The following is a 26,035-nucleotide window of genomic DNA, read 5'->3' as shown; positions in this document are numbered from 1 at the left end:
ATGGGGTTCTTCGACGGCATCATGGGCAGCCGGGCGGCGCAGTTCCAGTCGGGCAGCGCCTCGTCGAACGCGATCGAGCTGACCAAGCGGCATCCGACGGTTTCACTCACCCGGCAGGAGGCCGTGCACGGCAACCTGCGGGTCAACCTGTCCTGGCGGATGCGCACCTCGGACATCGGCGGCCGCTCCGGCCAGAGCGGCCAGCTCTTCCGACATCCGTTCAAGCTGTTCAAGCCGGACATCGTGCAGGCCCACACCCAGGGCATGGTCAACGTCGACCTCGACATGGGCTGCCTGTACGAGCTGGCCGACGGCACCCGGGGCGCCGTGCAGCCACTGGGCAACCTGCTGGGCGATCTGAACGACCCGCCGTACGTGAAGCTCAGCGGCGACGACCGGTTCGGCTCGGGCTCGGGGGAGACCCTCTACATCAACCTCGACCACGCCGACGACATCAAGCGGCTGCTCGTCTTCGTCTACATCTACGACCAGACCCCGGCTTTCGACCGGACGCACGCCATGGTGACCCTCTACCCGGTCACCGGGCCGCGGATCGAGATCCCGCTCGACGAGCGGCACCCGGAGGCCCGCTCCTGCGCGGTGGTGTCCCTGGAGAAGGTCAAGGGCGAGCTCGTCGTGCGGCGCGAGGTGAAGTTCGTGTACGGCTTCCAGGCCGAGCTGGACCGGCTGTACGGGTGGGGGCTCCAGTGGGGCAGGGGCTACAAGAGCACCAAGAGCTGACCGGGGCCGGCCGGCGCCCCCGTGTCCTTGGCCGGCCGGGTCCCGGGACCCGGCCGGGCCGTGCGATCAGCGCCGGATGAACTGCGGACCCTGCGCCGGCAGCCGGAAGGCGGAGTCGGCGCCCGGTGCCGGGACCGGGGACACCGGCTGCGGGTAGCCGTAGGCGGGCGGGACGGCGGGCGGAGCCTGGGTGGGCGGGGCCATGGCCGTGGTCCGCTCGCCGGTCGCTTCGGCGCCGATGCCCGCCGCGGCAGCCGCGTCCGGATCGGCGGCGCTCTCGTCGACCGAGATCCCGTGGTCGGTCGCCAGGCCCACCAGGCCGTCGGAGTAGCCCTCGCCGAGCGCCCGGAACTTCCAGCCGTCGCCCCTGCGGTACAGCTCGCCGCAGATCAGCGCCGTCTCCGCGCCGGTCTCGGGCCGTACGTCGAAGTACGCCAGCGGTTCGGAGCCGCCGGTCGCGCCGGCGTCGTAGAGCAGGATCCGCAGGTCGCGGACCCGCTCGAAGGGGACGTCCTCCGCCGAGGCGACCACCAGGATCCGGTCCACCGACGGCGGCACCGTGCGCAGGTCCGCCTGGACCGCGTCGGTGATCGCGTCGCCGATCTGCTTCTTCCCGAGCCGCCAGACGGCGCCGGAGGGGTGGCGGGGCTGGTTGTAGAAGACGAAGTCCTCGTCCGAACGCACCCGGCCGTCAGGGCCCACGAGCAGCGCCGACGCGTCCACGTCCGGCACCTCGGGGCCGCCGGTCCAGCGCAGCACCGCCCGGACGGCCACGGGGGCCACCGGGATGTTCGAGCCCTTCTGCATCGCGTGCGTCATGCACGTCATCCTGCCCTCCCGGGGTGGAGCGGGACAATGCGGCCCCCCGTAGGGCCTTGTACCGATCGGGGGAGCTGGGCATGGTGCAAGAGGGTTACCTGAACTTCATGTGCTCGAGGAACTCTCGACTCACGATCGTACGTACTATTACCGGCCATGCCAGATGGGCACCCGATGCAAGTACGGGGGAGAGCACATGCGTCACTTCGGGCACATTTCGCCCACGGTCCGTAAGGACCTCTTCCACCAGGAACCGGCGGAATTCACCGGAGCCTCGCCCTCCCGCGTCCTCGCAGCGGCCCTGGGGGCCACCCTCTACAGCCCCGCCACCCGCCCCTCACTGGCCGCCGACATCCGCAAGCAGTCCAGCCGCGGAGTGGTCTCCATGGTCCTCTGCCTGGAGGATTCCATCAGCGACGGCGATGTCGCGGGGGCCGAGGAGAACCTCGTCCGGCAGTTCGCCGAGCTGGAGGACGAGACCGCCGAGCTGCCGCTGCTCTTCATCCGCGTCCGCACCCCCGAGCAGATAACGGACCTCGTGCGCCGCCTCGGCAGCGCCGTCCGGCTGCTGGCCGGATTCGTACTCCCCAAGTTCGACGAGAAGCACGGCCAGCCCTTCCTCGAAGCCGTCGCCGACGCCGAGGCGATCAGCGGAGTGCCCCGGCTGTATGCCATGCCCGTGCTGGAGACCCCCGGACTCCTGCACCTCGAAACCCGCGTCGAGACCCTCGCCGGCATCTTCCGCACGGTCAACAGCCACCGGGACCGCGTCCTCGCGCTCCGCCTCGGCGTGACCGACTTCTGCTCGGCCTACGGACTGCGCCGCACCCCCGACATGACCGCCTACGACGTGCAGATCGTCGCGGGCGTCATCGCGGACGTCGTCAACGTCCTCAGCAGGGCCGACGGCACCGGCTTCACCGTCACCGGCCCCGTCTGGGAGTACTTCCGCAGCCAGCAGCGCCTCTTCAAGCCCCAGCTGCGGCGCAGCCCCTTCCTGGAGGAGGGCGTGGAGGAGCTGCGCACCGCCCTCATCGAGCACGACCTCGACGGCCTGCTGCGCGAGATCGAACTCGACCGGGCCAACGGCCTCCTCGGCAAGACCTGCATCCACCCCGCCCACGTCACCCCCGTGCACGCCCTGTCCGTGGTCTCCCACGAGGAGTTCTGCGACGCCCAGGACATCCTGCGGCCCGAGAGCGGCGGTGGCGGAGTGATGCGGTCCGCCTATACGAACAAGATGAACGAGGTGAAGCCCCACCGGGCCTGGGCGGAGCGCACCATGCTCCGCGCCGAGGTCTTCGGTGTGGCGAAGGAGCAGGTCGGCTTCGTCGACCTGCTCACGGCCGGCCTCCAGGTGTGAGCGGGCCGGAACCGATGCGTACGACGAGGAAGGGCAAGACGATCGAAGCGGTGTGGTCGGGTACCTGGGTCGCGGACCGGCTGGGCGTGCGCCTGGAGGACTCCGGAGGGGGGCCGCGGCTGACGGAGCTGCTCGGGCTGGCCCTGCGGCGCAACCCCAAGCGGGCGCACCTGCTGGTCTCGCAGGTGCTGGGCAAACACGTCCCGCAGCTGCCGCACGCGGTGTACGGCGCCGGGCACGGCCTCGGCGAGCGCGTACGGGAGCTGCTCGGCGCCGAAGCCGCCGCACGGGCCGTGGTCCTCGGCTACGCCGAGACCGCCACCGGGCTCGGCCACTGCGTCGCCGACGGCCTCGGCCCCGCCCCGTACCTGCACTCCACCCGCCGCCCCGTGCCGGGCGTCACCGCGGCCGGCGGCTTCGAGGAGGCGCACTCCCACGCCACCTCGCACCTGCTGCTGCCCGAGGACGCCGGGCTGCTCGCGGGCGACGGGCCGCTGGTCCTCGTCGACGACGAGTTCTCCACCGGCAACACCGTCCTCAACACCATCCGCGACCTGCACGCCCGCCACCCCCGCTCCCACTACGTGGTCGTCGCCCTCGTCGACATGCGCTCCCCGGCCGACCGCGACCGGCTCACCGACTTCGCCGCCGAGCTGGGCGCCCGCGTGGACCTCATCGCCCTCGCGTCCGGGACGGTCTCCCTCCCGGACGGGGTCCTCGACAAGGGCCGGGCCCTGGTGGAGCAGCACGAGTCCGCGCCCGCCGCCGGCCCCGGCGGCACGGGGCCCCGTACCGCCGCGGCCGAGGTCGTCCGGGTGGACCTTGGGTGGCCGCAGGGCCTGCCCGACGGCGGACGGCACGGCTTCACCGCCGCCCACCGCGTCCGCCTGGAGGCCGCCCTGCCCGGCCTGGCCGGCCGCCTTGCCGCCGCGCTCGGCCCCGCGCCCGGACGGGTCCTCGTACTCGGCAACGAAGAGCTGATGTACGTGCCGCTGCGCCTCGCGAAGGCCCTGGAGGAGGCGGGCGCCGCCGCCGAGGTCCGCTTCTCGACCACGACCCGCTCCCCGGTGCTCGCCGTCGACGACCCCGGCTACGCCATCCGCACCCGGCTGGTCTTCCCGGCCCACGACGCCCCGGCCGACGGCCCCGGCGACCGCTACGCCTACAACGTCGCCGCGGGCGCGCACGCCCCCGGCTTCGACACCGTCGTCGCCGTCGTGGACTCGGCCGGGGACACCCCCGCGCTGCACGCCGGCCTGCTGGCCGCACTCGCCGCGCACACGGGCCGGGTCCTCCTGGCCGTCGTCCCGTCCTACACGCCGGGCGGGCCGGGTGCCGCCGCTGCGCGGGGCGCACGTACCACCGCCGGCGAGGCGGGCGACCGTACCGTCTCCGGCGCGGCGGGCGACCGTACCGGGCCCACCGTCCCCACCGCCCCCGACACGTCAGACCACCGGCAGGAGCCGATCATGACCGAGCCCCTGCGCGGCCCCGCCTTCTCCTCGTACGCCCCCGAGGACGTCGGCTGGCTGCTCCAGGACCTCTCCGGCGTCCGGCTGGAGGCCCCGACCGAGGAGCGCGAGGAGGCGATCCAGGCCGGCGGCGCGCACTACGCCGAGTCCCTGCCCGTCGAGTACCAGCCCTCCCCGCAGTACCAGGACCTCTACCGGAGCGCGCTCGATGCCTCCGCGGCCCGCGTCGCCCGCGCCGTCGGCACGGTCACCGAGACCGTCCTCGCCGAACGCTCCCCGTCCCCCGTCCTGGTCTCCCTGGCCCGCGCCGGCACCCCCGTCGGCGTCCTCATGCGCCGCTGGGCCCGCGCCCGGCACGGCCTGGACCTCCCGCACTACGCCGTCTCCATCGTGCGCGGCCGCGGCATCGACGCCAACGCCCTGCGCTGGCTGGCCGCCCACCACGACCCCGCCGACATCGTCTTCGTCGACGGCTGGACCGGGAAGGGCGCCATCACCCGCGAGCTGAAGGAGGCCCTGGCGGACTTCCCCGGCTTCGACCCCGAGATCGTCGTCCTCGCCGACCCCGGCTCCTGCGTCACCACGTACGGCACCCGCGAGGACTTCCTCATCCCCTCCGCCTGTCTCAATTCCACCGTCTCCGGTCTCGTCTCGCGTACGGTGCTGAGGGCCGACCTCGTCGGCCCCGCCGACTTCCACGGCGCGAAGTTCTACCGCGAGCTCTCCGGGGCCGACGTCTCCGTCGACTTCGTCGACGCCGTCGCCGCACACTTCGACGAGGTCGCCGACGCCGTCGACGACGAGGTCAAGGAACTGCTCGCGGCCGACCGGACGCCCACCTGGGAGGGCTGGGCGGCCGTCGAGCGGATCAGTGAGGAGTACGGCATCCACGACGTGAACCTCGTCAAGCCCGGTGTCGGCGAGACCACCCGCGTCCTGCTGCGCAGGGTGCCCTGGAAGATCCTGGCGCAGCGCGGCGCAGGCGCCGACCTGGACCACGTACGGCTGCTCGCCGAGCAGCGCGGGGTCCCGGTCGAAGAGGTCGACGGGCTGCCCTACACGTGCGTGGGACTCATCCACCCCCGATTCACGCGCGGCGCCACCGGCGCCGACGGAAAGGCCGTGACCACCAAGTGACCGTCCTCGTAGCCAGTGACCTCGACCGCACGCTCATCTACTCGGCGGCCGCCCTCGGCCTGACCATGCCCGACCAGGAGGCCCCCCGCCTGCTGTGCGTGGAGGTCCACGAGAGCAAGCCGCTGTCCTACATGACGGAGACGGCGGCGGCCCTGCTGGCGCGGCTGACCGAGGACCCCGGCGTCGTCTTCGTCCCCACCACCACGCGCACCCGCAAGCAGTACCAGCGCATCCGCTTCCCCGGCCGCCCCGCCCCCTACGCGATCTGCGCCAACGGCGGCCAGCTCCTCGTCGACGGGGTCCCCGACCGGGACTGGCGCCGCCAGGTCGCGGCCCGCCTCGCGCAGGAGTGCGCCCCGCTGGAGGAGGTCCACCGCCACCTCCTGGCCGTCGCCGACGCGGCATGGCTGCGCAAGGCACGCCTGGCGGAGGACCTCTTCGCGTACCTCGTCGTCGAACGGTCCCTGGTCCCCGACGCGTGGCTGAAGTCCCTGACGGAGTGGGCGGGCGAGCGCGGCTGGACGGTTTCCCTCCAGGGCCGCAAGATCTACGCCGTCCCGCGGCCGCTGACCAAGAGCGCGGCCATGCACGAGGTCGCCCGCCGCACCGGGGCGACCACGACCCTGGCCGCCGGGGACTCGCTCCTGGACGCCGACCTGCTCCTGGCGGCGGACAGCGCCTGGCGGCCGGGCCACGGCGAACTGGCCGACGCGGCGTGGACGGCACCCAGGGTCACGGCCCTGCCGGAGGCGGGGGTCCTGGCAGGCGAGGCAATCCTGCGGGCATTCACCCGCGAGGCCGGCCGGCTCGGCAGACTGGGTGCATGACCAAGGGAAACAGCACCAAGATCACGGACGAGCTCTACACCTACATGCTCGACCACAACCCCCCGCTGGACCGGGTCCAGCGGGGGCTGGTCGCGACGACCTACGCGAAGTTCCCCGACGTCGCCGGCATGCAGTCGGCGGAGGAACAGGGCCCCTTGCTGGCCTTCCTGGTCCGCCTCACGGGCGCCCGCCACATCGTCGAGGTCGGCACCTTCACCGGCTTCTCCGCCCTCTCCATGGCCCAGGCCCTGCCCGCGGACGGACGCCTGATCACCTGCGACGTCTCCGAGGAGTGGACCTCGTACGCCAGGGACGCCTGGGCGGAGGCGGGCGTCGAGGACCGCATCGAGCTGCGCATCGCACCCGCCCTGGAGACCCTGCGCGCCATGCCGGCCGAACCGCACATCGACCTGGCCTACGTGGACGCGGACAAGGAGAACCAGGTCGCCTACTGGGAGCAGCTCGTACCGCGGCTCCGCCCGGGCGGCCTGATCGTCACCGACAACACCCTGTTCCACGGATCGGTGCTGGACGAGTCGGCGACCGGCTCTGCGGCGGGCGTGCGCGCCTTCAACGACCACGTGACGGCGGACGACCGCATGGACTCCGTCCTGCTGGCCATCTCGGACGGGCTGACCCTGTCGCGCAAGCGCTAGGTGTACTGCCCGTGCGGACACGGCCGGGGCCTCGGCCCTTTGCTCCTGGTGGCCCCGGGCCCCGCGTGCTCCTGGTGGCCCCGGGCCCCGCGTCGTGTCCGCCCGGCGGCGTGCTCGCTCCCGTTCCGCGCGGGATCAGCCGCAGCCGCCGCCACCGCAGCAGCCCCCGCCGCCGCCACCCATGGGGCGGGCGGGCGCGGGCGCGCCGCCGGAACCGCCGACGGCGACCGCGGACAGCAGCTTCACGGTGTCGGCGTGCCCGGCCGGGCAGTCGGCGGGAGCGGAGGACTCGGCCATGGGCCGGCTGACCTCAAAGGTGTCGTCGCAGGTCCGGCAGCGGAATTCGTAACGAGGCATGCGCACAGGCTAAGCGCGCCCGCCACCCCGGCGCTACGGCCCCCGGCGGGGCCCCGCGCGTGTCGCAGGAGGTGAGCGCGTAGCTCAGGGACTCAGGGACTCAGGGATGTCCGGCGCCGGGCATCGCGGGCCGCACCCCCATGGACCGTGCCGCTTGCGCCGCCCGGGCGCGGTCCTCCCGGGCCGCCTGCTCGGGATGGCGGGCCCGCCAGTACGGATTGTCGTGCGGCAGCGCGCTGCCCACCCGCCCGTACATCCCGAACCACATCAGCATCACGCCGACGACGAAGCTGAACAGCACGTTCTGGATCCTGAAGGCCAGGAAGTTCAGCCCGGTGTCGAGCAGCGCGAGGTTCACGAACCCGCTCGCGATGAACAGCACGCCCAGCACGATGTTCAGGGTCGACGCGAACGTGCCGCCCACCACCATCCCCACGATGAGCAGCGCCCCGATGCAGATCGACAGCACGCTCAGCGCACCGTTGGTGTTCAGGGCGAGGACGGTGTCGCCGCCGGTGTCGAAGAAGCCGATCCGGTTGATCAGCCCCAGCACCCCGAACACGACGAGGAGCAGCCCCGTCAGCCCCGCCCCGACCCGGTACACCTTGCTGAGCTTGTGGTCGGTCGGCAGATGCTCGTCCAGCCGCGCGTTGACCGGGTGCATCATCCGCTCCATGCGCCGGGAGACCGTGTCGGACAGCCGCGGAGGCGGGGGCGCCTCGGGATCGGGATCGTGCGCGATGTACGGCGCGTAGTGCTCGTGCGGCTCGGTGCACCCGTACGCCGCGTGGGCCACGTACGGCTCCGGCGGCGGCGCGGGCGCCGTCGCGGCAGGCTTGCGGAAGGTATGGGCAGCCATGGCGCCCTCCTCTGTTCCGTTCCAGGCACCTCCCAGCATCCGCCGCCGGGGCTGTGGAAACAACCGGGTGGGGGGCGGGCCGTACCAGGTCGGTGGGTGGGCGGGCGGGCGTGGCGGCGCGGACGGGTTCCGGGGGAACGGGGGGACCGGGGCAGTACGGCGGGCGTGGGTGCGGGTGGGTGCCGGAGGGCGGGTTCGGCCCGGCGCCCGGTGTGTGGGGCGTACGGCTCAGGGCGTCGGCCCTGCCCGGGGCCGCAGCTCCCCGCCGCCCGCCGGCCACCGCCGGAGCCGGCCACCGGTCGGTGGCCGACTCCGGCGGTGGCCGGCGGTCAGCCGTGCCCGAGCTCCTCGCGGATCGCGGTCACCACCCGGTTCACCGAGGCCCGTACGGCCTCCATCTCCTGCAGGAACGCCCAGTAGTCCGGATGCCGTGCCTCCAGCCCCTCCCGGGCCCGGGCCACCCGGGCCACCGCGTCGTCCAGCGGCCCCGCGTGCCGCGGATCGGGGACGCTGCGGCCCGCCATCGCCAGCCGTTGCGCATCCCGGATCGCGAACCGGGTCCGGTCCACCTCCGCCTGCGGATCCCGCGCCACCGCCTCCAGCCGGGTCAGCCGGTCCTGCGCCGCCGACACCGCCTCGTCCGTCGCGTCCAGCGCACCGCGGACCGCCTCGATCAGCGCCCCCACGTCCGCCCAGCGCTGCTCGTCCCGGGCCCGGCCCGCCTCCCCGAGCCGCTCCTCCGCGTCCGTGACCTCCCGCACCGCCTCGTCGGGCACGTGCTGCAGGTCCTGCCAGCACGCCGCACTGAACCTCCGCCGCAGCTCGCTCAGCACCGGATCCACCCGGTCCGCCCGGTTCCGCAGCGCCTGGGCCCGCGTCCGCAGGCTCACCAGCCGCCGGTCGATCTCCGCCGCACGCTCCGGCAGCCGTTCCGCCTCGGCCCGTATCGCCTCCGCGTCACGCAGGATCCGGTCCGCACGCTGCACCGTCTCCTGCACCCCGTGCTGCGCCGCGCCCTGGTTCAGCTTGGTCAGCTCCGGCCCCAGCGCGGCCAGCCGCGCCGCGAGATCGTCGGCCCGCATCCCCTTGGCCCGTACGGCGTCCAGCGCGTCGCTCGCCCCGATCAGCGCCGCCCGCGCCCGCTCCCGGGCCGGTGCGACCCGCGCCAGCTGCGTCTCGGCCTTGTCCAGCAACGGCTGCAGCCCCTGCGCGAACCGGTCCAGCTCCGCCTTCACCCGCACCAGTTCGTCCCGGGCCCGCGTCAGCTGCTCCCGCGCGCGCGTCGCGACGGACGCCTCCAACTCGGCCCGGTCCAGGTCGTACGCGTCGACCGCCTCGATGTAGACGTGGCTGACCTGGTCGATCCGCTGCCCGAGCGCGACGAACCCCTCGGCGGCCTGCCGCGCCGCGGGCGACCCGTCGGCGGCGGCGATCGTCTCCATGGAGATCCGCAGGTCCCGCTGCGCGGTGTCCAGCTCGTAGAAGGCGGCCGCGGCGGCGTCCTTGGCCGCCTGCGCATCCGCCCGCCGACTCTCGTCCCGCCCACCGAACCACCGCCGGGATGCCGTCGCCACAATCCCTCTCCCGTACCGTGTCCGCCATGCCCCGGTCCATTCTCTCCCACGGGAACGCGTTTGCGTGGGGGGTGCGCTGGCCATGTAGGCTGTCCACTCGTCCACGGGTGCGTAGCTCAGGGGTAGAGCGCTGCTCTTACAAAGCAGATGTCGGCGGTTCGAAACCGTCCGCGCCCACCAGTCAAAAGGCCCCCAACCGATCTTGGTTGGGGGCCTTTGACGGCTAAAAGTGACGGCAACGCCTACTCGGCGGGCCGCCGCCGGCGCAGCAGCCGGTCCATGTGCCCCATCGCCTCCCGCCTGCCGCTGTCGGCCACGTGGGTGTAGATGTTCATCGTGACGGCGATCTGCGAGTGACCGAGGATCTCCATCACCACGCGCGGCGCCACCCCGGCCCCGAACAGCAGCGTGGCGAGCCCATGCCCGAACGTCGTGCTCGGAGAGCGACCTCCAGCGCTATCGCGCTCGGTTCTTCCCTCCCGAGGCCAACGAGCCGCACGTGCGGTACGACGGCGATCCCGCAACCGTGATCGGTGCTCTAAAGAGCTTCGTTGAAGTTGCAGATAGGCCCAACCATCTCTGGAGGGTGCGAGGTAGGAGTTTCCCTCCCCCATAAAGGCATGGGCCGTGCGAGGCGCGCGGCCTGTCGCCCGGGCTTGCGCTCCTGTCGCCGGCCCCCTCCAGCCTGACCGCACCGACTCTACTACTTGGTTGCCTTCAGGTTTCATTCCTATCCCTTTTTCCCCCAGAGGAGAGTGAGATCTCGCGCCGGGCCCATCTCTCCACCAATGTCGAGAAATCTTCTCCCAGCTTCGACTTCCACTCATCGAAGCGGGAGTCCAGGCATCCCGCCTTTCGCATTTCAGCGACGGACACCAGAAGCGCGTGGGCGCTCGCACGATCGTATGTCATGCCGCCTTCCACATGTTCGACACCGAGCATCCAGCTCAGCAGGACGAATTTCACGGCATTCGGCTCTTCCGGCAACGCCTTGGAGTATACGACGAAGCGCTGGAAACCCTGATGCCATGGAGTCGGAGCTGCAATCAAATAATCCAACACCTTCTCTCTGACAGAGTCGATATCATCGTGATTCCAGCGCCTAACTGGACGGGCGAGTTCCGAGATCAGATTGTGAGAGAATCGAGTGGACCCTCCAGAAAACACGCTAACTGTCGCGACCTTGGGGCCATGCCATTTAGCGGCATCCGAGATTTCGATCACGCCAAACAGCACAGCGGTAGCAGCTGCATGCACATCCGAGCGTGATGCTGCCACCAGCTTGTCGCTCAGTAGGACCGCGTTCAGTTGGTCGCGCCGTGACCAGAATTTACGAACCTCCGGGCCGGCATGATGAGGTACGAACTCGCTCATGGAGAGCGCGCAAGCGATTTCTTCAAATTCAGTTGAGGCGCCCCTCGAAGGGAGTAGCAGCGAGTCCACGACTACTTTGCGCGTTTCGCTGGCGCACATAGCGACGCCTTCCCAAGCAGCCCCGATTGCGTCTTGAACACCTGGTCGCCCGGTCGACTGACCCAGTGAACGCAGCTCTGTAATGATTTCTCGCACAAGTGCTGGTTTCAGTTGCATGAACTCTAGCAGGCGGGCACAGAAGCTTACGAGAGCGGATCGCGGAACGCCCTCACCCAGCTCGCGAGATTCCTGTAGGGCGAGAGATACAAAGTCGTTTGCGGCGTCACTCAGCCGCTCATCAAGAAACTGCACAGCAAGCTGTGAAGTGACATCCCATGATTCATTCTTGAGATGAACCGTTAGTTCTCGGAATAGACCTTCTGCGTCCCCGCTGTCTCGGACTAGTTGTCTCGCCGAGAAGTACTCAAGGAAGGTGCGGTGCGTGAATGAATAGATCCGCTCCCCCGTCGGCTCGGTACCTACATCTGTCAGTACCCATGCCCGTCCTCGACAGTATCTAACAAAGGCCTCTGCAGCCGCATCAGCACTATCGCGGTCTTCGTATTGCTGCCCCAGTAGAAAATCGGAAGTGTACCGGATTAGCTCTCGCTCTGTCATGCCCAAGCCATTTTCCGAGTTCCGCAACATACTCAACGCGAGACTGAACATGGCAAATTGGATATTCCTCTCAAAAGGCTGAACGACCGAGATGCTGCGAGAAGCATCCCAGCGCTCGAAGAGGAACTCGGAACACCGTCGAAATAGATCCGGCCTATTCCTTGGAATGTATCCCTCGCCTCGATAAAGGGCACACATCAGCCCCAGCATCAGAGGGTTCGAGGTCAAATCATCTGCATGTCGAGATTCGGCCAGGAAGCGCTCAGCCATTCCGCCTTCTGCCACGCCACCCCGTACGTGCGTGAACCACTTTGTGACGTACTGTCGTTGCTGGGATCTGTCGAATGGCGAAAGGTGAGAAGAAAAGAACAGGTGGCCGTCCAATGGGGCCATCTCATACCCGACACGCCTAGATGTTACGAGAATTGGCGTTGTTGGGTAGGCGTAAGCGAACGCCTCGACAGAATCGACAACTCGCAGCCGGAGGCTCGTGTCGGTGAGCTCATCCAAGCCATCGAATATCACCACCGATCGGCCGTTGAGGAGCAGGTATTCAATTGCCCCCTCTGGAGCGGTAGTCGAGTAGGTTGACTTTGCTTGCTTCTCCAAGAATTCGACGATGGATTCTTGGTTCGATGCGAAATGGCTGGCGTACTCTCGGAGAACAATTCTCAGCGGAATCTGCCGAGCCGGGCACGTGCCACGGCCCATGGCAACGTCCAGGGTCAGCTTGAGTGACAGAGTTGTCTTTCCACCCCCTGGGTCCCCCAAGACGACAACCCTGCCTGCCTGCGAGAGCAAATCTCGCACACTAACCCTCTCATCCCGACTGCTCTTGTCGCCTGCGACGCTGAGGCGAGGCTCTACATACAGGTCATCGAAGGGGACGCGGGCGCCACTTTCTGTCTGGGCGGGCCTCATCTTGCCGTGCAGCTTTGCGCACTGCTGTGAAAATTGATCAGCAAATCGATCAATCGCCGACAGGCTCGCGAGCTGCGAATGAATTTCACCATTCCGGGTGGCCGCGGAAATGTGTGAGGCGATCAACTCTGGAGTGAGAGAGCGCTTTTTGATCCCGCGCTCGTGCTGATGTTTGTTAACTTCCCGCCACGAAATGGCGCAGATTTCAGAGAATAGTGCATTTGCCACTATCTCGGACTTCGAATCCGGAACTCCAGAGTACCGGCGAAGTGAACGGTCGAACGTCACCCGAAGCTGTGTCAGGTGCTCCTCGGGGTTCTGCGGCATGCATCCAGCGATGGCAACCTGGAAGCAGATGTTGTCGAATTCTGCAGATTTGGTGAATTCCAGAATTCTTTCACGATCCGTTGCCGAGATGCCTTCAAGCGCATTTTCGACGGCTGCTGCGCCCTCAAACTGAACCCCATCAGCGCGCTTGTGGATCGCTCGACGCTCAAGTGTAGAGCGCACGCCGCCCAGAAGAAGGGGGCCGACTGCCCGCCCTGCAGCCGAGCCAGCAGCTGACACAACGCCTGTAGTAATCGGGTCTGGCACGATCCCCCCAAAGTACCCAGCACTGGTGAGATAAGGCTACGCCAACTAGTCATTGCCCGGGTGGACTTCAGCCTGCGCGTCACCCGGCTTCGCACGGTATGCGATGGGACTCAGCCCGATGCTCGCACTCTGACGGATGCTCGCAGGTCAGGGGTCCCTGACTGCCTCAAGGCATGCCCGCCGGAGCCGTGTGGCAGCAGCCGTACCTATGACGGCAACCGTTGCAGCAACGGATGTGCACGCCGACGGATCGCGGCTGATCATGAGGTGGAGGGTGGGCGGCAGGCAGGAGCGCCTGTCGAGGTCGCTTTCCTGGCCTGGCGAGCTTGCAAAGCAGATGTCGGCGGTTCGAAACCGTCCTTGCCCACCACTGCAAAGGCCCCCAACTGATCTTAGGTGGGGGCCTTCGGCGGTCAGGGCGGCCTCGTCACGTATATCTGGCGGATGTGGTGCTGCGACGTGGGGCGACCTTTGGAGACGCCGGACATGGTCCTGTCCGTCCGGTTCAGACCTGTAGGTGGGGCCAGCCGTCTCGGTTGGAGTAGCTCTCGAAGCAGTACCGGGCTTAGCGGTCGCACTCCTTGCCGGTGGCCAGCTCATAGGCTCTGTCCGGCACGTACCGGAGCCATTCGCCGTCGTGCTCGGTGGAGGTGTACGGGCGAACTTGTCGGCGTCGGAGAAGAACGTGGCTTGCTGAGCTTCGGGCTGTCTTCGGCGACTTCCTGGGCAGCGGCATCATGGGTTCCATGACTTCCGGAACCGGCTCTGCGCCGATCGAGAGCACTCATGTCCAGGCCGCCGTCGAGGGCGCGGGGCTGCGCTTCACGTGGGATGCCGATGCCCGGATCGAGGTGCGGAGCCTCGGGGCCGAGGTCGTCATCGAGGCGAATGCCGCAGGTCTCAGGACGCTTGCCGGGCACCTGATGGTGCTGGCCGGCGAAGGTGTCACGGATGGAGCCCATCTGCATCTCGATGACGGCAACGGGCTGGAGGGCGGGTCCGTCGGCCTGGTCCTGGAGCGCAACGACGAGGAGTGAGTGGCCCCTCGTGGCCATTGCCGGAGCTGGCATGGACCACCAGCGCAAAGGTCCCCCGCCGGTCACGGGTGTCAGTGGTGTGTGGTGGGGTGGCCGGACTTCGTCGTCGATCTGCCGGGAGACCCTCGTGACGTCCTCGTACCCGTCCCTGACCCGTGCCTTGGCCGAGGCCTTGGTCGATGTCCTTCGGTTCGTCGACGGTAGTGAGGAGGAACAGATGGATCAGGACGACGCGGTGAGGGTGATGGAGGGAGTCGCCCATGTGGTCAGTGCGTTGACGGGTGGTCAGCGGCAGGAGCTGGTTCGCCTGATCGGGGAGATGGCGGCGGCCGAGACCGGCCCGGATCGTCGCGAGTTCCTGGAGGGCTTCCCGGAGGGCTTCGGGCTGATCGACGGTCCCTGCTGAGCCGGCTCGAGGTGGGGAGGCGCATCCCTGCGCAGTGCCGCGGCTCGGTCACGGTGACGGGCGGCTGTCAAGTCACGTGTGTTCCTGGTACGTGGATTCGGGACGTGAAGGGATTCGGGCGCGAGGGCCCAATGGTGTGAGTGGCCCGCCGAGCCGTTCGCGAGTGCTCCGCGGGACACCTTCCCCGATCCCCGAGAGGAAGGATGTGGCAGCGATGATTCCCCCTCACGCCCATCCCGTGCAGGTGACAGCGGTTCTGGACCCCCGGCTCAGCCGATGGAAATGGCTGGTGAAGTGGATCCTCGCGATCCCGCACCACATCGTGCTGCTCTTCCTGCAGGTCGCCTTCCTGCTGGTGAGCGTCGTGGCGTTCGTCAGCATCCTGGTCACCGCCAGATACCCGCGGCCGCTGTTCAGGTTCAACGTCGGCGTGATGCGCTGGAGCACGCGTGTCGGCTACTACTGCTCCATGGTCCTCGGGACCGACGCGTATCCGCCGTTCACCCTGAAGGACGTGCCCGGCTATCCCGTACAGGTGGACGTCTCCTACCCCGAGCGGTTGTCCCGGGGGCTGGTCCTCGTCAAGTGGCTTCTGGTCGTCCCGCAGTTGCTGGTCGTCGCGATTCTCGTCACCAGCGGCTGGAGCGTGTTCCGGTACGTCGAGGAGTACACGCCGTTCTCCTCCGGACTCGTCGGGCTGCTCTCGCTGGTCGCGGTGGTGGTCCTGGCGTTCACCGGGACCTACCCACGGGACCTCTTCGACCTGCTGGTCGGTCTGCTGCGCTGGATGGTGCGGGTGCTTGCCTACGGATTCCTCCTGACCGACACCTATCCGCCGTTCCGGCTGGACATGGGAGGCGACGAGCCCGCTGTGGGCGGGTGAGCCGGTTCGTCGGGCAGGAGAAGACCCCCGTCGGTGTGGGGGACGGGGGTCCTTCGGGTCGGCTCAGGCGTTGGGGCGCTTGCCGTGGTTCGCCTTCTTCTTCTTGCGGGCGCGCTTCTTGTTGCCTCGCTTGGCCATGGTGTCAGTCTCCTTACCGTGGGTGACCTTCATGACGTCGCCAGTCTAGGTTCGGGGCGGGGTGTCCGCATCAGCGCCGCTTGAACTCCACCGGGCCGCCGTTCATCCGGATCGACCCGTCCCGGTGCAGGACCGGGCGGCGCTCGGTCATGCGGGAGCTGTACGCCTCGACGTGGCGGATGGAGACGCCGTCCGGGGTGGTGAAGTCGGCCAGGGCGATGGCGACCCAGAAGCGGGTCCTGGTGTTCTCGAAGAGGGGGACCGTCACCGTGGAGCCGCGGCCGTCCGTCACGATCACCTTCGCGCCGAAGTCGGCGAAGGAGCCGATGCCGTTGCGCACCGCCGAGTACGCGCAGAGCAGGACGTAGCCCTGCTCCCGCGGGCGTACGATCCGGATCGTCTCGCGGCCGGGCTTGCGCGAGTCCCCGTCGAGCCGGATGAACGGGGGCTCGGCCAGGGAGCCGAGGTTCTTGTAGTACACGACGTCGGCCCCGGTCGCGCCGGTGGATCCGGGGGACAGGGGGGTGCCCTCGGGTACGTGGCGGGACTTCACCAGGGTGCCGGGTTCGGTGACGCCGTGCAGGGCCGCCGACGCCGGGACGAAGAGGGCGTACAGGTCGAGGTCGGCGCCCCGCTTGCGTCGTTCGGCGCTGCCGCCGTCCCACTCCAGGGTGGCGGTCACCACCAGTTCGCGGTCCTCCTTGTCCAGGCTGATCGACGCCCTGCCGCCCTTGTCCAGGCTGATCGCGCCCAGCGGCCGCCCCGGCGGATCCACCCGTGCCGGCGAAGTCGCCGGCACGGGAGCCGGGGTCGGGGTCGGGGTCGCCTGCGGCGGGGCCGGCTGGGTCACGTGGACCCCGAAGTCCTCGGCCAGCCCCGCGAGGCCGTTCGCGTACCCCTGGCCGATGGCACGGAGCTTCCAGCCGGGCCCGCGGCGGTAGATCTCCACCAGCAGCACGGCGCGCTCGCCGTCCGTGAGCGGCGGTGGGAGGAACTCGACCGGTTCGGCGCCGTCCTGCACCGCACGGACCCGGAGCCCCCGTACGTCGCGGAAGGTGCGGGTGGTGTCGTCCGGGTCGCAGCTGCCGATCAGCACCACCCGGTCCACGTCCGCCGGGAGCGCCGCCGGGTCCACCTCGACGCGCTCCGGGCCGGCCGCGTCCGCGGGGAGGTGGCGGACCGCGCCGGACTCCGTCGACGGCTGGTTGTAGAACACCATGTCGTCGTCCGACCCGACGCGGCCGTCCGCGGCCACCAGCAGGGCGCTGAGGTCGACGGCACCCCCGGTGCCGTGCAGTTCGACGGTGACGCGCTCCGCCCCGATGCCCGTGTTGCCGCCTTTGCCGAGCTCCGCCATGCCTGTTCCCGTCACCGATCCTCCGACAGCGATCCGGCCACTGTGTCACAGCGGTCCGGCGCCCTTGGCGGCCGTGGCGGGGCGTGGGATCGTCGGGGGATGGGCGACTGGCTCGCGTGGGGCGCGGTGGTCGTGGCGGTGGTCGCGGCCGTGGTGGTGGTGGCGATGGCGGAGCGTTCCCTGGGGGCGGCCTTCGAGCGCAGACGCGCCGAGGAACGCGCGCGGCTGCTCGCACAGCTCGCCGCCCCGGCGGCCGGTGCGCAGGACGCGGAGGAGCCGTCCCTGCTCCCGCGACCGGGGAAGTTCGAGGACGTCGGCGGGGCACGGCACCGGCCGCCCCCGGCCCGGCTCGGCGACCGGCGGGACGACTTCACGCCGATGCTGGTGGAGTACTACGCGTACGGGCTGACGCAGGCGCGCAGCAGCTTCGCCACCAGTCAGCGCTTCGCCGGGGTCGGTGCGGCGATCCTGCTCGTCGGGGTGGGCCTGGCCGTCTGGAAGGCGGAGGCGGGCGGGGAGTTCTACCTCGGGATCGTCACGAGCTCCACGGGCCTGGTCACGGCCCTGATCGGGCAGCTCTTCCACCGGCGGGCCGACATCGCCCTGCGGCACATGGCCGCGCAGACCGCCTCCCTGCGCGACGACAGGCGGGCCGCCGAGACGGCCCAGCAGGCCATCGACCTGCTGGACGCCGTCGACGACCCGGGGCTGAAGGCGCGCCTGCAAGCCGGATTGATCATGAAACTCTCCGGCGCGGAGCTGCCCGGCTAGCGGGATAGTGGAGGTATGTGCCGATCGATCAAGACGCTGCGTCCGCCCGCCATCCCCGAGAAGGCCACCGAGGAGGAGATCCGCGCCGCCGCACTGCAGTACGTACGGAAGGTGTCCGGGTTCCGCGTACCGGCCGCCCACAACCGCGAGGTGTTCGAGGCGGCGGTGGACGCCGTCGCCGAAGCCACCGCGGCCCTGCTCGACGGGGTCCACGTACGGGGCGCGGGGGCCGCGGCCCCCGCGTGAACCCGGGCGGCGTCCCGCCGCCGGTCCGGCGCGGCCCGTTCCGTGCGGTACGGGCCGCGCCGCTCGCGGTCGTGCTCTCTAGGCGGAGGCCCGGCGGCGCAGGACCCACACGCCGCCGGCGAGGGCGCACACGGCGAGCGCGCCGCCCACGGCGGTCTGCACGGTGCTCATCGAGCCGATGCTGCCGCCCGTGCCGCCGCGCGCCGCGCCCGGGGTGACCTGGAGGGACACGGTGACCCGCTCGCCGCCGGGGCCTCCGCACTCGAAGACCACCTGGTGGGTGCCCGGGTTGGCGTCGTTGTAGACGGTGGCGCTGCCGGAGAGGCCGGTGGTCTGGGCACTGGCCGTCTCCAGCCGGACCTCGCCGAACGCGGTCGAGGTGACCCGGGCGGTGCGGGCTCCGCACCCCTGCATGGCGAGGGTGACCCGGCCGCTCGGGGCGACCGAGCTGGGGGAGGCCGTGGCGGAGGAGGCGGCGTGGGCGAGGGGGGCGGACACGAGGGCGGCGGGCGCGGTGACGAGGGCCGCCGCGGCCGCGACGGCCGCCAGACGGCGCGGAACGGCGGACCGGAAGGTCGCGCGGCGCGTGCGGGTGGGCTTGGCGGGAAGCGTGGCGGGCATGGAGGTGACTCCTCGGCTCCTCGGGGCGGCACGGCCGGGCCACGGATGTGACGCGGATGCGGTGGCGTGCCTGCTGTGGACGCTAGGAGCCGACGCCGGGCGCGGCGATCGGGGCCGGGTGAACGGGTGAGCCGCTGCTCCGCCCGGGGGACACCGCCGCCCGGGGGACACCGCAGGGTGGAGGGCGCGCATGCGGTGTGCGGATACGGGGCCGGGCCACCGGGGCCTTCGTGCCGCGTCCGGTACGGGGGCCGGGTGTTACGCGGGCGTCGCCGGGGGCGGGCGGCGGACCAGGAAGGCGGCCAGGGCACCCGCGGCGAAGAGCGCCACGAAGGAGACGGCCGTACCGAGCCACTGGGTGCCCAGCCACTGGGTCCCGAAGTAGCCCAGGGCCACGCTGTAGCCCGCCCAGGCCATGCCCGCCAGCACCGACCAGGGCAGGAACTCCGCGACCCGGCGCTGGGTCTTGCCCGCACCGAGCGACACCACCGAGCGGCCGGCCGGCGCGAACCGGGCGATCACGACCAGGGCGCCGCCCCCGCGGGTCAGCGCCGTGCCCAGGCGCTCCTGGGCACGGGTGAGACGCCGGGAGCGGGCGATGGCCCGGTCCAGCCTGGCTCCGCCGCGCCTCCCGAGCCGGTAGGCCGCCATGTCGCCCAGCACCGACGCGGTCGTCGCGATGACCAGCAGGAGCAGGATGTCCGGCACCTGTTCGGGACCCGGCACCGGGCCGGTCGCGCTCGCCGCCGCCGCGGCCGCCGCCGCGGTGATCACCAGAACCCCGCTGGGCAGCACCGGGAGGAAGACGTCGAGCACGATGGACACCGCCACCAAGGCGTAGATCCATGGGCTCGCGGTCAGCGACCCCAGCGTCTCCAACAAAGCGGGACTCCCCAGTCCGGTTGACGTGCTGCGGCATGAAGCGCCGCGACGTCGCGGGGGAGCGGCAGGAGCGGCTTGACAGCCACACAGCGTACGCCCGATGCCCTCACGCACGGTGTCCGGGTCGTCGTATCCGTCAACTCGACAGCCCCACCGGCCCCCTTCAGCACGGCTCCGTGAGCCCCCGCCGCTCCGGCGCCGCTACGCCCCCGTGAGCTCCCGGTCCAGCACCGTCACCAGCTTCGCCCCGCCCCGCTTCTTGTGCGCCTGGTCCAGCCGCAGGCGTGCCGTCCGGCCCGACAGCGCCAGCGTCATCAGCTGGTTCCCGAACCAGGGGCCACCCGTACGCCGCCAGTTCACCGGCGGCCGGCCCGTCCGCCCGTGCCAGGAGAAGCCCCGCCCCAGCCAGCGCCCCGTCCGCGACCAGCCCAGCCGGAAGCCCCACTTCACCACGGTGTGGATGGAATTGTGGACCGGCGAACACGTCAGCTGGAACACCCGGGACGTGCTCGGTATGCGCGGCTCGGCCACGTACGCGTGGTGCACGTCCCCCGAGAGCACGCACACCGTCGACGGCGCCCGCGGGCCCGTCCCCACCTCCTCGATCAGATCCGTCAGCGCCGCGAACGACGCCGGGAACGCCGCCCAGTGCTCCAGATCGCTGCGCCGCCGCAGGTCCTCGCCGATCCGCGCCCAGCGCGGGCCCCGCTCGCCGCGGCACAGCGCGGCGTTCCACGTCTCGGCGTCGTGGATCAGCGGCGGCATCAGCCAGGGCAGCGACGAGCCGATCAGCAGGTGGTCGAAGCCGCCGTGCCCGGCCAGGGCGTTCTCCCGCAGCCACTGCTGCTCCTCCGGGTCGAGCATCGCCCGCCCGTCCTCGGCCAGCACCCGCGCGGCACGGGTGTCCACCATCAGCAGCCTGGTCCGTCCGAAGTCGCGCCGGTAGCTCCAGCGCACCGTGGCCGGGTCGGCGTCGGCGGCGGACGCGAAGGCCCGCAGCACGTCCGTGCCGTCCGGGGTCGCGCGGACCTCCGCGTACAGCGCGTCGGCGGCGAGCTCGGCCGGGGAGAGGTTCCCCAGGTGCTGGTACACCCAGTACGACATCAGGCCGCTGAGCACCCGCTCCCGCCACCACGGCGTGGCCCGCATCTCCTCCAGCCAGGCCGCGCTGGTGTTCCAGTCGTCGATGACGTCGTGGTCGTCGAATATGTGCAGGCTCGGCACGGTCGACAGCAGCCAGCGGATCTCCGGGTCCAGCCAGGACTCGTAGTAGAGCCGGGTGTACTCCTCGTAGTCCGCGACCTGGGCGCCCGGCGGGTCCCGCAGGTCCCGCCGCGCGGCGAGCCAGGCCCGGGTCTCCCGCGACAGCGCGTCCGCGTACACCTGATCACCGAGCAGGAGCAGCAGGTCCGGCCGCTCCGCTCCGGGGTCGGCCGCCAGCCGTGCCGCGAGGGTGTCGAGGGCGTCCGCGCCGTGCGGCCCGTGCCGTCCGGCGGGCGGGGCCGCCTGCCGGCACGAGCCGAACGTGACGCGCAGACCGGGAGCGGGCCGGCCGGGGCCCTCCACGGCCGGGGTGGTGATCGTGCTGGGAGGGAAACGGCTGTCGGCGGGCGGCCACACCTGCCGGCCGTCCAGCAGCACCTCGTACGCCGTGGTGGTCCCCGGGGTCAGGCCGGTCACCGGCACCACCGCGTAGTGGTGCCCGGCGATCTGGAAGCTGCGCGCACTGCCGCCCGCCCCGCCGGCGCACCGCACCTCGGCCGTGCACGGGCGGTCGGCCTCGACCCATATCGTGGCCGCGCCGCCCGTCTCCCAGTCGACGTGGCGCAGCAGCGGCCCCACACGCAGTCCGGCCATGCAACTCCCCCTCCTCCGTGTCCCCTTCGATCACGGTACGACGGGGAGGGGGAGCCACGCCTCCCCCTGGCGGGGGAAAGATCGGCCGGCCGGGCGGGCTCCCGGCCGGGAGCGGGCCGGCGGCTGGTGGCCAGCAGGTCAGAGAGCTGGTCAGCAGCCGTTCAGGATGCCGACCAGTGCGCTCTTCTCGCCGGAGTCCATGCTCAGGCCCCAGTACTGCTTCACGTCCACCCACATCCGCGCGTAGGTGCAGCGGTAGGCCGTCCGCGGGGGCAGCCACTTGCCGGGGTCGAGGTCGCCCTTGGCCTGGTTGACGTTGTCGGTGACGGCTATGAGCTGGGGGCGGGTCCGGTCGTTGGCGAACTGCTGGCGCTTGCTCGTGGTCCAGGAGTTGGCACCGGACCGCCAGGCCTCGGCCAGCGGGACGACGTGGTCGATGTCGAGGTCGGAGGCGGCCGTCCAGGTGGCGCCGTCGTACTCGGAGTACCAGCTGCCGCTCACCGCGGCGCAGGAGGAGTCCTGGACGACGTTCACGCCGTCGCGCTTGAGGACCGTCTCGCGGGTGTTGCAGCTGCCGGAGACGGTGCTCCAGTGGGGGAAGAGGTCCCGGCTGTAGCCGCTGGTGGATCCCTCGGTCCGCGGGGTGACGGTCGCCAGGTAGGCGCGGGCGGCCGAGGCGCTGATGGGGGTGGGCGGGGCGGCCTGGGCCGCGGGGGCGTTGACGAGGGACGTGAGGGCGGCGAGGGCCGCGGCCGAGGCGAGGACGCCGACTCGACGCGCGTAGACGCTGGACGTGAGTGCCATGGAGGCTCCTGGGTGCGGGGGGTGTGGCGGTGTGGGCCCCGGGCGGGGCGTGGCCATGCTGGCGGCGCCGGATGTCGCGGGGATGGGCGCCAGGTGACAGCGTGGCGACATGAGCACGTCACATCAACCCGCTCAAGCCCCCCGATTTAAATGGAAGTTGAGATTCCGCAGCGTGCGGGAGCTCCCGGCGGGCAGCGAGCCGGGGCGCAGCGGGACCAAAGGCCCATTCCGGCCCGCCGCAGCCATCGCGTACTCTGTTCGGAGCAGAAGGGGAGTAGCTCTTCGCCGGACCGTCGACATACTGCTGGGTCACCCAGCCGGCGCCCGGAGGCAGGCCGCGGACCGCGGTCGGCCAGCGAGACCTTCGGCCGCAGTGTCCTGTCCGGCGTGGGCGCGTTCCGTACGCGCATGCGCATGTCAGGGTGCCGCCGAGCCGAAGCGACCCCTGACACACTCCAGGTCCTCTCGGTGCCGACGGCGTCCTGCCCGACCGATCGGGGTTCCCCCTCCGTGTTCAGCTTCAGCATCACGGCGATCGCCTTCGGCGTCGTCTTCCTCGCCGAACTCCCCGACAAGACGGCCCTCGCCGGCCTGATGCTCGGCACGCGCTACCGCGCCTCCTACGTCTTCGCCGGTGTCGCCGCCGCCTTCGCCGTGCACGTCGCCCTCGCCATCGCGGCGGGCAGCGTGCTCACACTGCTCCCGCACCGCCTGGTCCAGGCCGTCGTCGGCATCCTCTTCCTGCTGGGCGCGGCCATGCTGCTGCTGAAGAAGGACGAGGGGGAGGAGGAGGTCAAGCCGCCCGCCGACCAGTCCTTCTGGAAGGTCTCCGGGGCCGGCTTCATGCTGATCCTGGTGGCGGAGTTCGGGGACCTGACCCAGATCATGACCGCCAACCTCGCCGCGCGCTACGACGACCCGGTCTCCGTCGGCATCGGCGCCGTACTGGCCCTGTGGGCGGTCGCCGGCATCGGCATCCTGGGTGGACGCACCCTGATGAAGTACGTGCCGCTGCGGCTGATCACCAAGATCGCGGCCGCGGTGATGGCGGCGCTCGCCGTCTTCTCCCTGTACGAGGCGATCGCGGGCTGAGGCGACGGCCTGCCCGGGACGTACCCGCGCCGGGTGCGGGGCGGGGGCGGGGGCGGGGCGTGCGGGCGCGGGTGCGGACGGCGGCGGGGGGAAACTCCGTTGCGGGCGCCGCACCCGGTCGATCACGCTCGGCGCGTGACCGACTCCACCTCCGCCCCCGCCCGCACCGCCCCCGCCGAGCCCCCCGCCGCGGGCGGCTTCGGCTGGTCCAACATGTTCGTCCACCCCGACGAGGACCCCCGTACCGACGGAGGCTTCCGGGGTGAGCGCGACGTACTCGTCGGCTACCTCAACGACCAGCGGCTGACCCTGGAGCTGAAGTGCGCGGGGCTCGACGCGGAAGCCCTCGCGCGGCGGTCGGTCGAGCCGTCGGACCTGTCCCTGCTGGGCCTCGTACGCCACCTCGCGGGCGTGGAGCAGTACTGGTTCCGCCAGGTCATGGCGGGCCAGGTGATACGCCGGCACTACCGCTCGGAGGAAGAGCCGGCGGGGGAGTTCACCGGGGCGGTGGCCGATCCGGAACTGGTCACCGACGCGTGGGCCACCTGGCGGGCCGAGATCGCCTTCGCCGAGGAGCTCGTGGCGCGCGCCCCGGGCGTGGACGTCACGGGGGACTGCGGGGGCGAGCCGATGGAGCTGCGGGAGGTCCTGGTCCACATGATCGAGGAGTACGCCCGCCACAACGGGCACGCCGACCTGCTGCGGGAGCGCATCGACGGGCGCGTGGGCCAGTAGGGCAGCCTGTTCTTGCGGGAACGCGCCGGTGGGTGGCCGCTCCCGGGCGGAGGGCCCTCGCCGGCGTCGCGGGCGTGGTGCTCAGCCCTCCTGGTGGACCGTGATCCGGATCGAGCCGTCGGGGCCGGCCGTGACCTCGAGCGAGCGCAGGTCGGCGACGTGCGCCGTCGGACCGTGGGCGGCGGCGCGGGGGCCCACGCCGATCACGCGCATCCCCGCGGCCCGGCCGGCGGCGATGCCCGCGGCGGAGTCCTCGAAGACGATGCAGTCGGCCGCCTCGACGCCGAGCGCGGCGGCACCCTTGAGGAAGCCCTCGGGGTCGGGCTTGCTCGCCCCGACGGACTCGGCCGTGACCCGCACCTCGGGCATCGGCAGGGCGGCGGCGGTCATCCGGGCCAGGGCCAGGGCGGCGTCGGCGGAGGTGACCAGGGCGTGCGGGAGACCGGCGATCGCCTCCATGAACGCCGGGGCGCCGGCCACGGGGACCACGCCGTCGGTGTCGGCGGTCTCGCGGGCCAGCATCTCCGCGTTCTCGGCGTGGTTGACCTCCATCGGCCGGTCCGGCAGGAGCACGGCCATGGTGGCGTAGCCCTGGCGGCCGTGCACCACCTTCAGGGCCTCCTCCGGGTCCAGCCCGTGGGACTGCGCCCACTCGCGCCAGCAGCGCTCGACCACCGCGTCGGAGTTGACGATGGTGCCGTCCATGTCCAGGAGCAGGGCCTTGGCGTGGAGGACGGCGGGTGCGGTCGTGGTGCTGGCCGGCATCGGTGGGGCTCCAGACGGGCGGGAAAAGAGAACAAGTGGTTCCGCCCACCGGTCAGGGAGTGAAGGCGGAACCACTTTGTTCCCTCACGATACAAAACCGGGGGCGGTCTACGCCACTCGGGGCGGTGTGACCCCCGTCCCGTCCGGTCCCCTCCCGTCCCGCCCTCCCGCGGCTAACCCTCCAGCGCCTTGCGTGTCAGGGGGCCGTAGTAGCCCCACTCCTTGTCGTCGAGCCCGTGGTCGTACTGGAACTCCGACAGGGCGCGCTCGACCCGCCAGTCGAACTGTCCGTTGAACTTCCCCCGGTACAGCCCCTGCGCCGCCAGCAGCCGCTGGAGCTTCTCCACCTCCGCACCCGAGTCCCCGTAGCGGAGTACGGGCGCCTGCGCCACCGGCGTGGGGCTGGCCGAGCGGCTCGCGGAGGCCGACGGGGTGGGGGAGGGCGACGCGGAGGCGGAACGGGACGGGCTCGGCGAGGCGGACGGCGACGCCGACTTCGACGCGCTCGGGGACGCGGACGCCGACGCGGAACGGGACGGGCCGCTCGAGGACGGGACCGCGGACGGGGCGGCCGGAGCGGCGCTCGACGCGGGCGCCGGCGTCGTGGCGTCCACCAGGGCCGCATTGTTCTCCGTGGACGAGGGGAGCACCCACACCGCCACCGCCGTACCGCTCAGGGCGACCGCGGCCGCGGCCCCCAGCAGCAGGGCCAGCGGGCGGCGACGGGAGGGGCGGCCCCCCTCCGGGCCCCCTCCCCACCCCCCTCCCCCCGTACCGCCTGTGGTTCCCGGGCCTCCCGGACCTTCCGGCGGGACCGTGCGCAGGCGCATCGTCTCGGCCGGATGCGCCGGCCGTGCCGGACTCCCCGGCTGGGCCGGCCCCTCGTGCCAGGGGCCGTCCTGCCACGGGCCGCTCGCCGGCGCCACGGGTATCCCGTACGCCGGGGTGTCGTCCCCGTCCGCCGGGGCGCCCGCGCCCGGTGCCGGGAGCGTCCCCGGCGGCGGGCTCACCACGCCCGCCACCGGCTGCGGCGACGGTCGGCCCGCATCCTCGTCCGGCTCCGTGGGCTCGGCCAGCGTCACGTACGGGC

At 71.2% G+C, this 26,035-nt stretch carries 25 protein-coding genes, 1 tRNA gene and 1 pseudogene; 13 read left to right on the top strand and 14 right to left on the bottom strand.

The genetic code is table 11. The features are described 5' to 3' along the window. A complete protein-coding gene (locus ACPU2J_RS10990) occupies positions 1-741 on the top strand; it encodes a TerD family protein (RefSeq protein WP_361594509.1) in 741 nt (246 codons plus the stop codon). 66 nt (positions 742-807) lie between these two features. Here ACPU2J_RS10990 and ACPU2J_RS10985 read toward each other — a convergent pair whose 3' ends face one another. Beyond that, positions 808-1,560 carry a TerD family protein gene (locus ACPU2J_RS10985; protein ID WP_420080889.1) on the bottom strand — a complete coding sequence of 251 codons (753 nt, stop codon included), beginning with the start codon at positions 1,558-1,560 and terminating at the stop codon, positions 808-810. Positions 1,561-1,756: 196 nt separating this feature from the next. Here ACPU2J_RS10985 and ACPU2J_RS10980 point away from each other — a divergent pair, with 196 nt between their 5' ends. From ACPU2J_RS10980 to ACPU2J_RS10965, 4 genes are read left to right on the top strand one after another with little or no spacing between them, the layout of a single operon-like run. Then, complete coding sequence (locus ACPU2J_RS10980) at positions 1,757-2,923, top strand: HpcH/HpaI aldolase/citrate lyase family protein (RefSeq protein WP_423833169.1); 1,167 nt, start codon at positions 1,757-1,759, stop codon at positions 2,921-2,923. A 14-nt stretch (positions 2,924-2,937) separates the two neighbouring features. Further along, the gene (locus ACPU2J_RS10975; protein WP_423833168.1) at positions 2,938-5,532 is read left to right on the top strand and encodes a phosphoribosyltransferase; all 2,595 of its coding nucleotides are present in this window, start codon (positions 2,938-2,940) and stop codon (positions 5,530-5,532) included. Further along, on the top strand, positions 5,529-6,359 hold the full coding sequence (locus ACPU2J_RS10970; RefSeq protein ID WP_423833166.1) for an HAD family hydrolase: 831 nt from the start codon (positions 5,529-5,531) through the stop codon (positions 6,357-6,359). The genes ACPU2J_RS10975 and ACPU2J_RS10970 overlap by 4 nt, the downstream gene beginning before the upstream one ends. Beyond that, the gene (locus ACPU2J_RS10965) at positions 6,356-7,015 is read left to right on the top strand and encodes an O-methyltransferase (RefSeq protein WP_389072810.1); all 660 of its coding nucleotides are present in this window, start codon (positions 6,356-6,358) and stop codon (positions 7,013-7,015) included. Before ACPU2J_RS10970 ends, ACPU2J_RS10965 begins: the two co-directional genes overlap by 4 nt. Before the next feature lie 135 nt (positions 7,016-7,150). On the opposite strand, the gene ACPU2J_RS10960 is transcribed toward ACPU2J_RS10965, so the two are convergent. The 3 genes from ACPU2J_RS10960 to ACPU2J_RS10950 all read right to left on the bottom strand — a co-directional run bounded on the left by ACPU2J_RS10960 (position 7,151) and on the right by ACPU2J_RS10950 (position 9,805). Beyond that, entirely contained in the window at positions 7,151-7,372 is a 222-nt protein-coding gene (locus ACPU2J_RS10960; RefSeq protein WP_361594497.1) for an FmdB family zinc ribbon protein, read from the bottom strand. 100 nt (positions 7,373-7,472) lie between these two features. After that, entirely contained in the window at positions 7,473-8,231 is a 759-nt protein-coding gene (locus tag ACPU2J_RS10955; protein WP_423833165.1) for a DUF4383 domain-containing protein, read from the bottom strand. A 329-nt stretch (positions 8,232-8,560) separates the two neighbouring features. Beyond that, a complete protein-coding gene (locus tag ACPU2J_RS10950; protein ID WP_420080893.1) occupies positions 8,561-9,805 on the bottom strand; it encodes a hypothetical protein in 1,245 nt (414 codons plus the stop codon). 105 nt (positions 9,806-9,910) lie between these two features. Between ACPU2J_RS10950 and ACPU2J_RS10945 the strand changes: the two genes are divergently transcribed. Then, positions 9,911-9,985: transfer RNA gene (locus tag ACPU2J_RS10945), tRNA-Val, on the top strand. A 62-nt stretch (positions 9,986-10,047) separates the two neighbouring features. Here ACPU2J_RS10945 and ACPU2J_RS10940 read toward each other — a convergent pair. After that, a pseudogene (locus ACPU2J_RS10940) lies at positions 10,048-10,227 on the bottom strand (tyrosine-type recombinase/integrase); the annotation flags it as partial. A gap of 295 nt (positions 10,228-10,522) precedes the next feature. Next, positions 10,523-13,324 (bottom strand): NACHT domain-containing protein, encoded by a 2,802-nt coding sequence (locus ACPU2J_RS10935; protein WP_420080894.1) that lies wholly within the window; start codon positions 13,322-13,324, stop codon positions 10,523-10,525. 773 nt (positions 13,325-14,097) lie between these two features. Between ACPU2J_RS10935 and ACPU2J_RS10930 the strand changes: the two genes are divergently transcribed. The 3 genes from ACPU2J_RS10930 to ACPU2J_RS10920 all read left to right on the top strand — a co-directional run bounded on the left by ACPU2J_RS10930 (position 14,098) and on the right by ACPU2J_RS10920 (position 15,677). Beyond that, entirely contained in the window at positions 14,098-14,388 is a 291-nt protein-coding gene (locus ACPU2J_RS10930; protein ID WP_420080895.1) for an Imm32 family immunity protein, read from the top strand. A gap of 217 nt (positions 14,389-14,605) precedes the next feature. Continuing rightward, a complete protein-coding gene (locus ACPU2J_RS10925; RefSeq protein ID WP_420080898.1) occupies positions 14,606-14,794 on the top strand; it encodes a hypothetical protein in 189 nt (62 codons plus the stop codon). A gap of 214 nt (positions 14,795-15,008) precedes the next feature. Then, entirely contained in the window at positions 15,009-15,677 is a 669-nt protein-coding gene (locus ACPU2J_RS10920) for a DUF4389 domain-containing protein (RefSeq protein ID WP_420080899.1), read from the top strand. A 63-nt stretch (positions 15,678-15,740) separates the two neighbouring features. On the opposite strand, the gene ACPU2J_RS10915 is transcribed toward ACPU2J_RS10920, so the two are convergent. Further along, positions 15,741-15,815, bottom strand: a complete 75-nt coding sequence (locus tag ACPU2J_RS10915) for a 50S ribosomal protein bL37 (RefSeq protein ID WP_099895366.1) — start codon at positions 15,813-15,815, stop codon at positions 15,741-15,743. A 70-nt stretch (positions 15,816-15,885) separates the two neighbouring features. After that, positions 15,886-17,187 carry a TerD family protein gene (locus ACPU2J_RS10910; RefSeq protein ID WP_420080900.1) on the bottom strand — a complete coding sequence of 434 codons (1,302 nt, stop codon included), beginning with the start codon at positions 17,185-17,187 and terminating at the stop codon, positions 15,886-15,888. An 84-nt stretch (positions 17,188-17,271) separates the two neighbouring features. Here ACPU2J_RS10910 and ACPU2J_RS10905 point away from each other — a divergent pair, with 84 nt between their 5' ends. Next, a complete protein-coding gene (locus ACPU2J_RS10905) occupies positions 17,272-17,943 on the top strand; it encodes a TRADD-N-associated membrane domain-containing protein (RefSeq protein WP_420080901.1) in 672 nt (223 codons plus the stop codon). Positions 17,944-17,958: 15 nt separating this feature from the next. Beyond that, complete coding sequence (locus ACPU2J_RS10900; RefSeq protein ID WP_361594475.1) at positions 17,959-18,189, top strand: DUF2277 domain-containing protein; 231 nt, start codon at positions 17,959-17,961, stop codon at positions 18,187-18,189. A gap of 78 nt (positions 18,190-18,267) precedes the next feature. Here ACPU2J_RS10900 and ACPU2J_RS10895 read toward each other — a convergent pair whose 3' ends face one another. From ACPU2J_RS10895 to ACPU2J_RS10880, 4 genes are all read right to left on the bottom strand, one after another. Then, complete coding sequence (locus ACPU2J_RS10895; protein WP_365131822.1) at positions 18,268-18,810, bottom strand: hypothetical protein; 543 nt, start codon at positions 18,808-18,810, stop codon at positions 18,268-18,270. Between the two features lie 258 nt (positions 18,811-19,068). Beyond that, on the bottom strand, positions 19,069-19,692 hold the full coding sequence (locus ACPU2J_RS10890; protein WP_361594471.1) for a DedA family protein: 624 nt from the start codon (positions 19,690-19,692) through the stop codon (positions 19,069-19,071). Positions 19,693-19,893: 201 nt separating this feature from the next. Beyond that, positions 19,894-21,549, bottom strand: coding sequence for an alkaline phosphatase D family protein (locus tag ACPU2J_RS10885; protein ID WP_399313032.1), 1,656 nt, complete (start codon positions 21,547-21,549; stop codon positions 19,894-19,896). A 150-nt stretch (positions 21,550-21,699) separates the two neighbouring features. Then, a complete protein-coding gene (locus ACPU2J_RS10880) occupies positions 21,700-22,353 on the bottom strand; it encodes an HNH endonuclease family protein (RefSeq protein WP_361594467.1) in 654 nt (217 codons plus the stop codon). Positions 22,354-22,863: 510 nt separating this feature from the next. Between ACPU2J_RS10880 and ACPU2J_RS10875 the strand changes: the two genes are divergently transcribed. Then, a complete protein-coding gene (locus ACPU2J_RS10875; RefSeq protein WP_361594465.1) occupies positions 22,864-23,445 on the top strand; it encodes a TMEM165/GDT1 family protein in 582 nt (193 codons plus the stop codon). Between the two features lie 213 nt (positions 23,446-23,658). Further along, positions 23,659-24,180: a DinB family protein gene (locus tag ACPU2J_RS10870; RefSeq protein WP_423834949.1), complete on the top strand. Its 522-nt coding sequence runs from the start codon at positions 23,659-23,661 to the stop codon at positions 24,178-24,180. 81 nt (positions 24,181-24,261) lie between these two features. Here ACPU2J_RS10870 and ACPU2J_RS10865 read toward each other — a convergent pair whose 3' ends face one another. Together ACPU2J_RS10865 and ACPU2J_RS10860 are read right to left on the bottom strand one after the other, a co-directional pair. Beyond that, the gene (locus ACPU2J_RS10865) at positions 24,262-24,945 is read right to left on the bottom strand and encodes an HAD-IA family hydrolase (protein ID WP_423833164.1); all 684 of its coding nucleotides are present in this window, start codon (positions 24,943-24,945) and stop codon (positions 24,262-24,264) included. Between the two features lie 173 nt (positions 24,946-25,118). Next, a complete protein-coding gene (locus ACPU2J_RS10860) occupies positions 25,119-26,027 on the bottom strand; it encodes a peptidoglycan-binding domain-containing protein (RefSeq protein ID WP_399821433.1) in 909 nt (302 codons plus the stop codon). Positions 26,028-26,035: the final 8 nt, after the last annotated feature.

It is taken from the genome of Streptomyces manipurensis (assembly GCF_049570255.1).
Classification (GTDB): Bacteria; Actinomycetota; Actinomycetes; order Streptomycetales; family Streptomycetaceae; genus Streptomyces; species Streptomyces manipurensis.
Note: the sequence above shows the minus strand (reverse complement) of the source record. Positions and strands in the feature narration are given on the sequence as shown.

Excerpts from the sequence above, each read along its gene's own strand:
- ACPU2J_RS10865 (WP_423833164.1), bottom strand. The coding sequence starts at position 24,945 with ATGCCGGCCAGCACCACGACCGCACCCGCCGTCCTCCACGCCAAGGCC.
- ACPU2J_RS10955 (WP_423833165.1), bottom strand. The coding sequence starts at position 8,231 with ATGGCTGCCCATACCTTCCGCAAGCCTGCCGCGACGGCGCCCGCGCCG.
- ACPU2J_RS10960 (WP_361594497.1), bottom strand. The coding sequence starts at position 7,372 with ATGCCTCGTTACGAATTCCGCTGCCGGACCTGCGACGACACCTTTGAG.
- ACPU2J_RS10870 (WP_423834949.1), top strand. The coding sequence starts at position 23,659 with ATGTTCGTCCACCCCGACGAGGACCCCCGTACCGACGGAGGCTTCCGG.
- ACPU2J_RS10985 (WP_420080889.1), bottom strand. The coding sequence starts at position 1,560 with ATGACGCACGCGATGCAGAAGGGCTCGAACATCCCGGTGGCCCCCGTG.
- ACPU2J_RS10980 (WP_423833169.1), top strand. The coding sequence starts at position 1,757 with ATGCGTCACTTCGGGCACATTTCGCCCACGGTCCGTAAGGACCTCTTC.
- ACPU2J_RS10895 (WP_365131822.1), bottom strand. The coding sequence starts at position 18,810 with ATGCCCGCCACGCTTCCCGCCAAGCCCACCCGCACGCGCCGCGCGACC.
- ACPU2J_RS10925 (WP_420080898.1), top strand. The coding sequence starts at position 14,606 with ATGGATCAGGACGACGCGGTGAGGGTGATGGAGGGAGTCGCCCATGTG.
- ACPU2J_RS10900 (WP_361594475.1), top strand. The coding sequence starts at position 17,959 with ATGTGCCGATCGATCAAGACGCTGCGTCCGCCCGCCATCCCCGAGAAG.
- ACPU2J_RS10880 (WP_361594467.1), bottom strand. The coding sequence starts at position 22,353 with ATGGCACTCACGTCCAGCGTCTACGCGCGTCGAGTCGGCGTCCTCGCC.
- ACPU2J_RS10965 (WP_389072810.1), top strand. The coding sequence starts at position 6,356 with ATGACCAAGGGAAACAGCACCAAGATCACGGACGAGCTCTACACCTAC.
- ACPU2J_RS10885 (WP_399313032.1), bottom strand. The coding sequence starts at position 21,549 with ATGGCCGGACTGCGTGTGGGGCCGCTGCTGCGCCACGTCGACTGGGAG.
- ACPU2J_RS10975 (WP_423833168.1), top strand. The coding sequence starts at position 2,938 with ATGCGTACGACGAGGAAGGGCAAGACGATCGAAGCGGTGTGGTCGGGT.
- ACPU2J_RS10990 (WP_361594509.1), top strand. The coding sequence starts at position 1 with ATGGGGTTCTTCGACGGCATCATGGGCAGCCGGGCGGCGCAGTTCCAG.
- ACPU2J_RS10905 (WP_420080901.1), top strand. The coding sequence starts at position 17,272 with ATGGGCGACTGGCTCGCGTGGGGCGCGGTGGTCGTGGCGGTGGTCGCG.
- ACPU2J_RS10930 (WP_420080895.1), top strand. The coding sequence starts at position 14,098 with ATGACTTCCGGAACCGGCTCTGCGCCGATCGAGAGCACTCATGTCCAG.
- ACPU2J_RS10920 (WP_420080899.1), top strand. The coding sequence starts at position 15,009 with ATGATTCCCCCTCACGCCCATCCCGTGCAGGTGACAGCGGTTCTGGAC.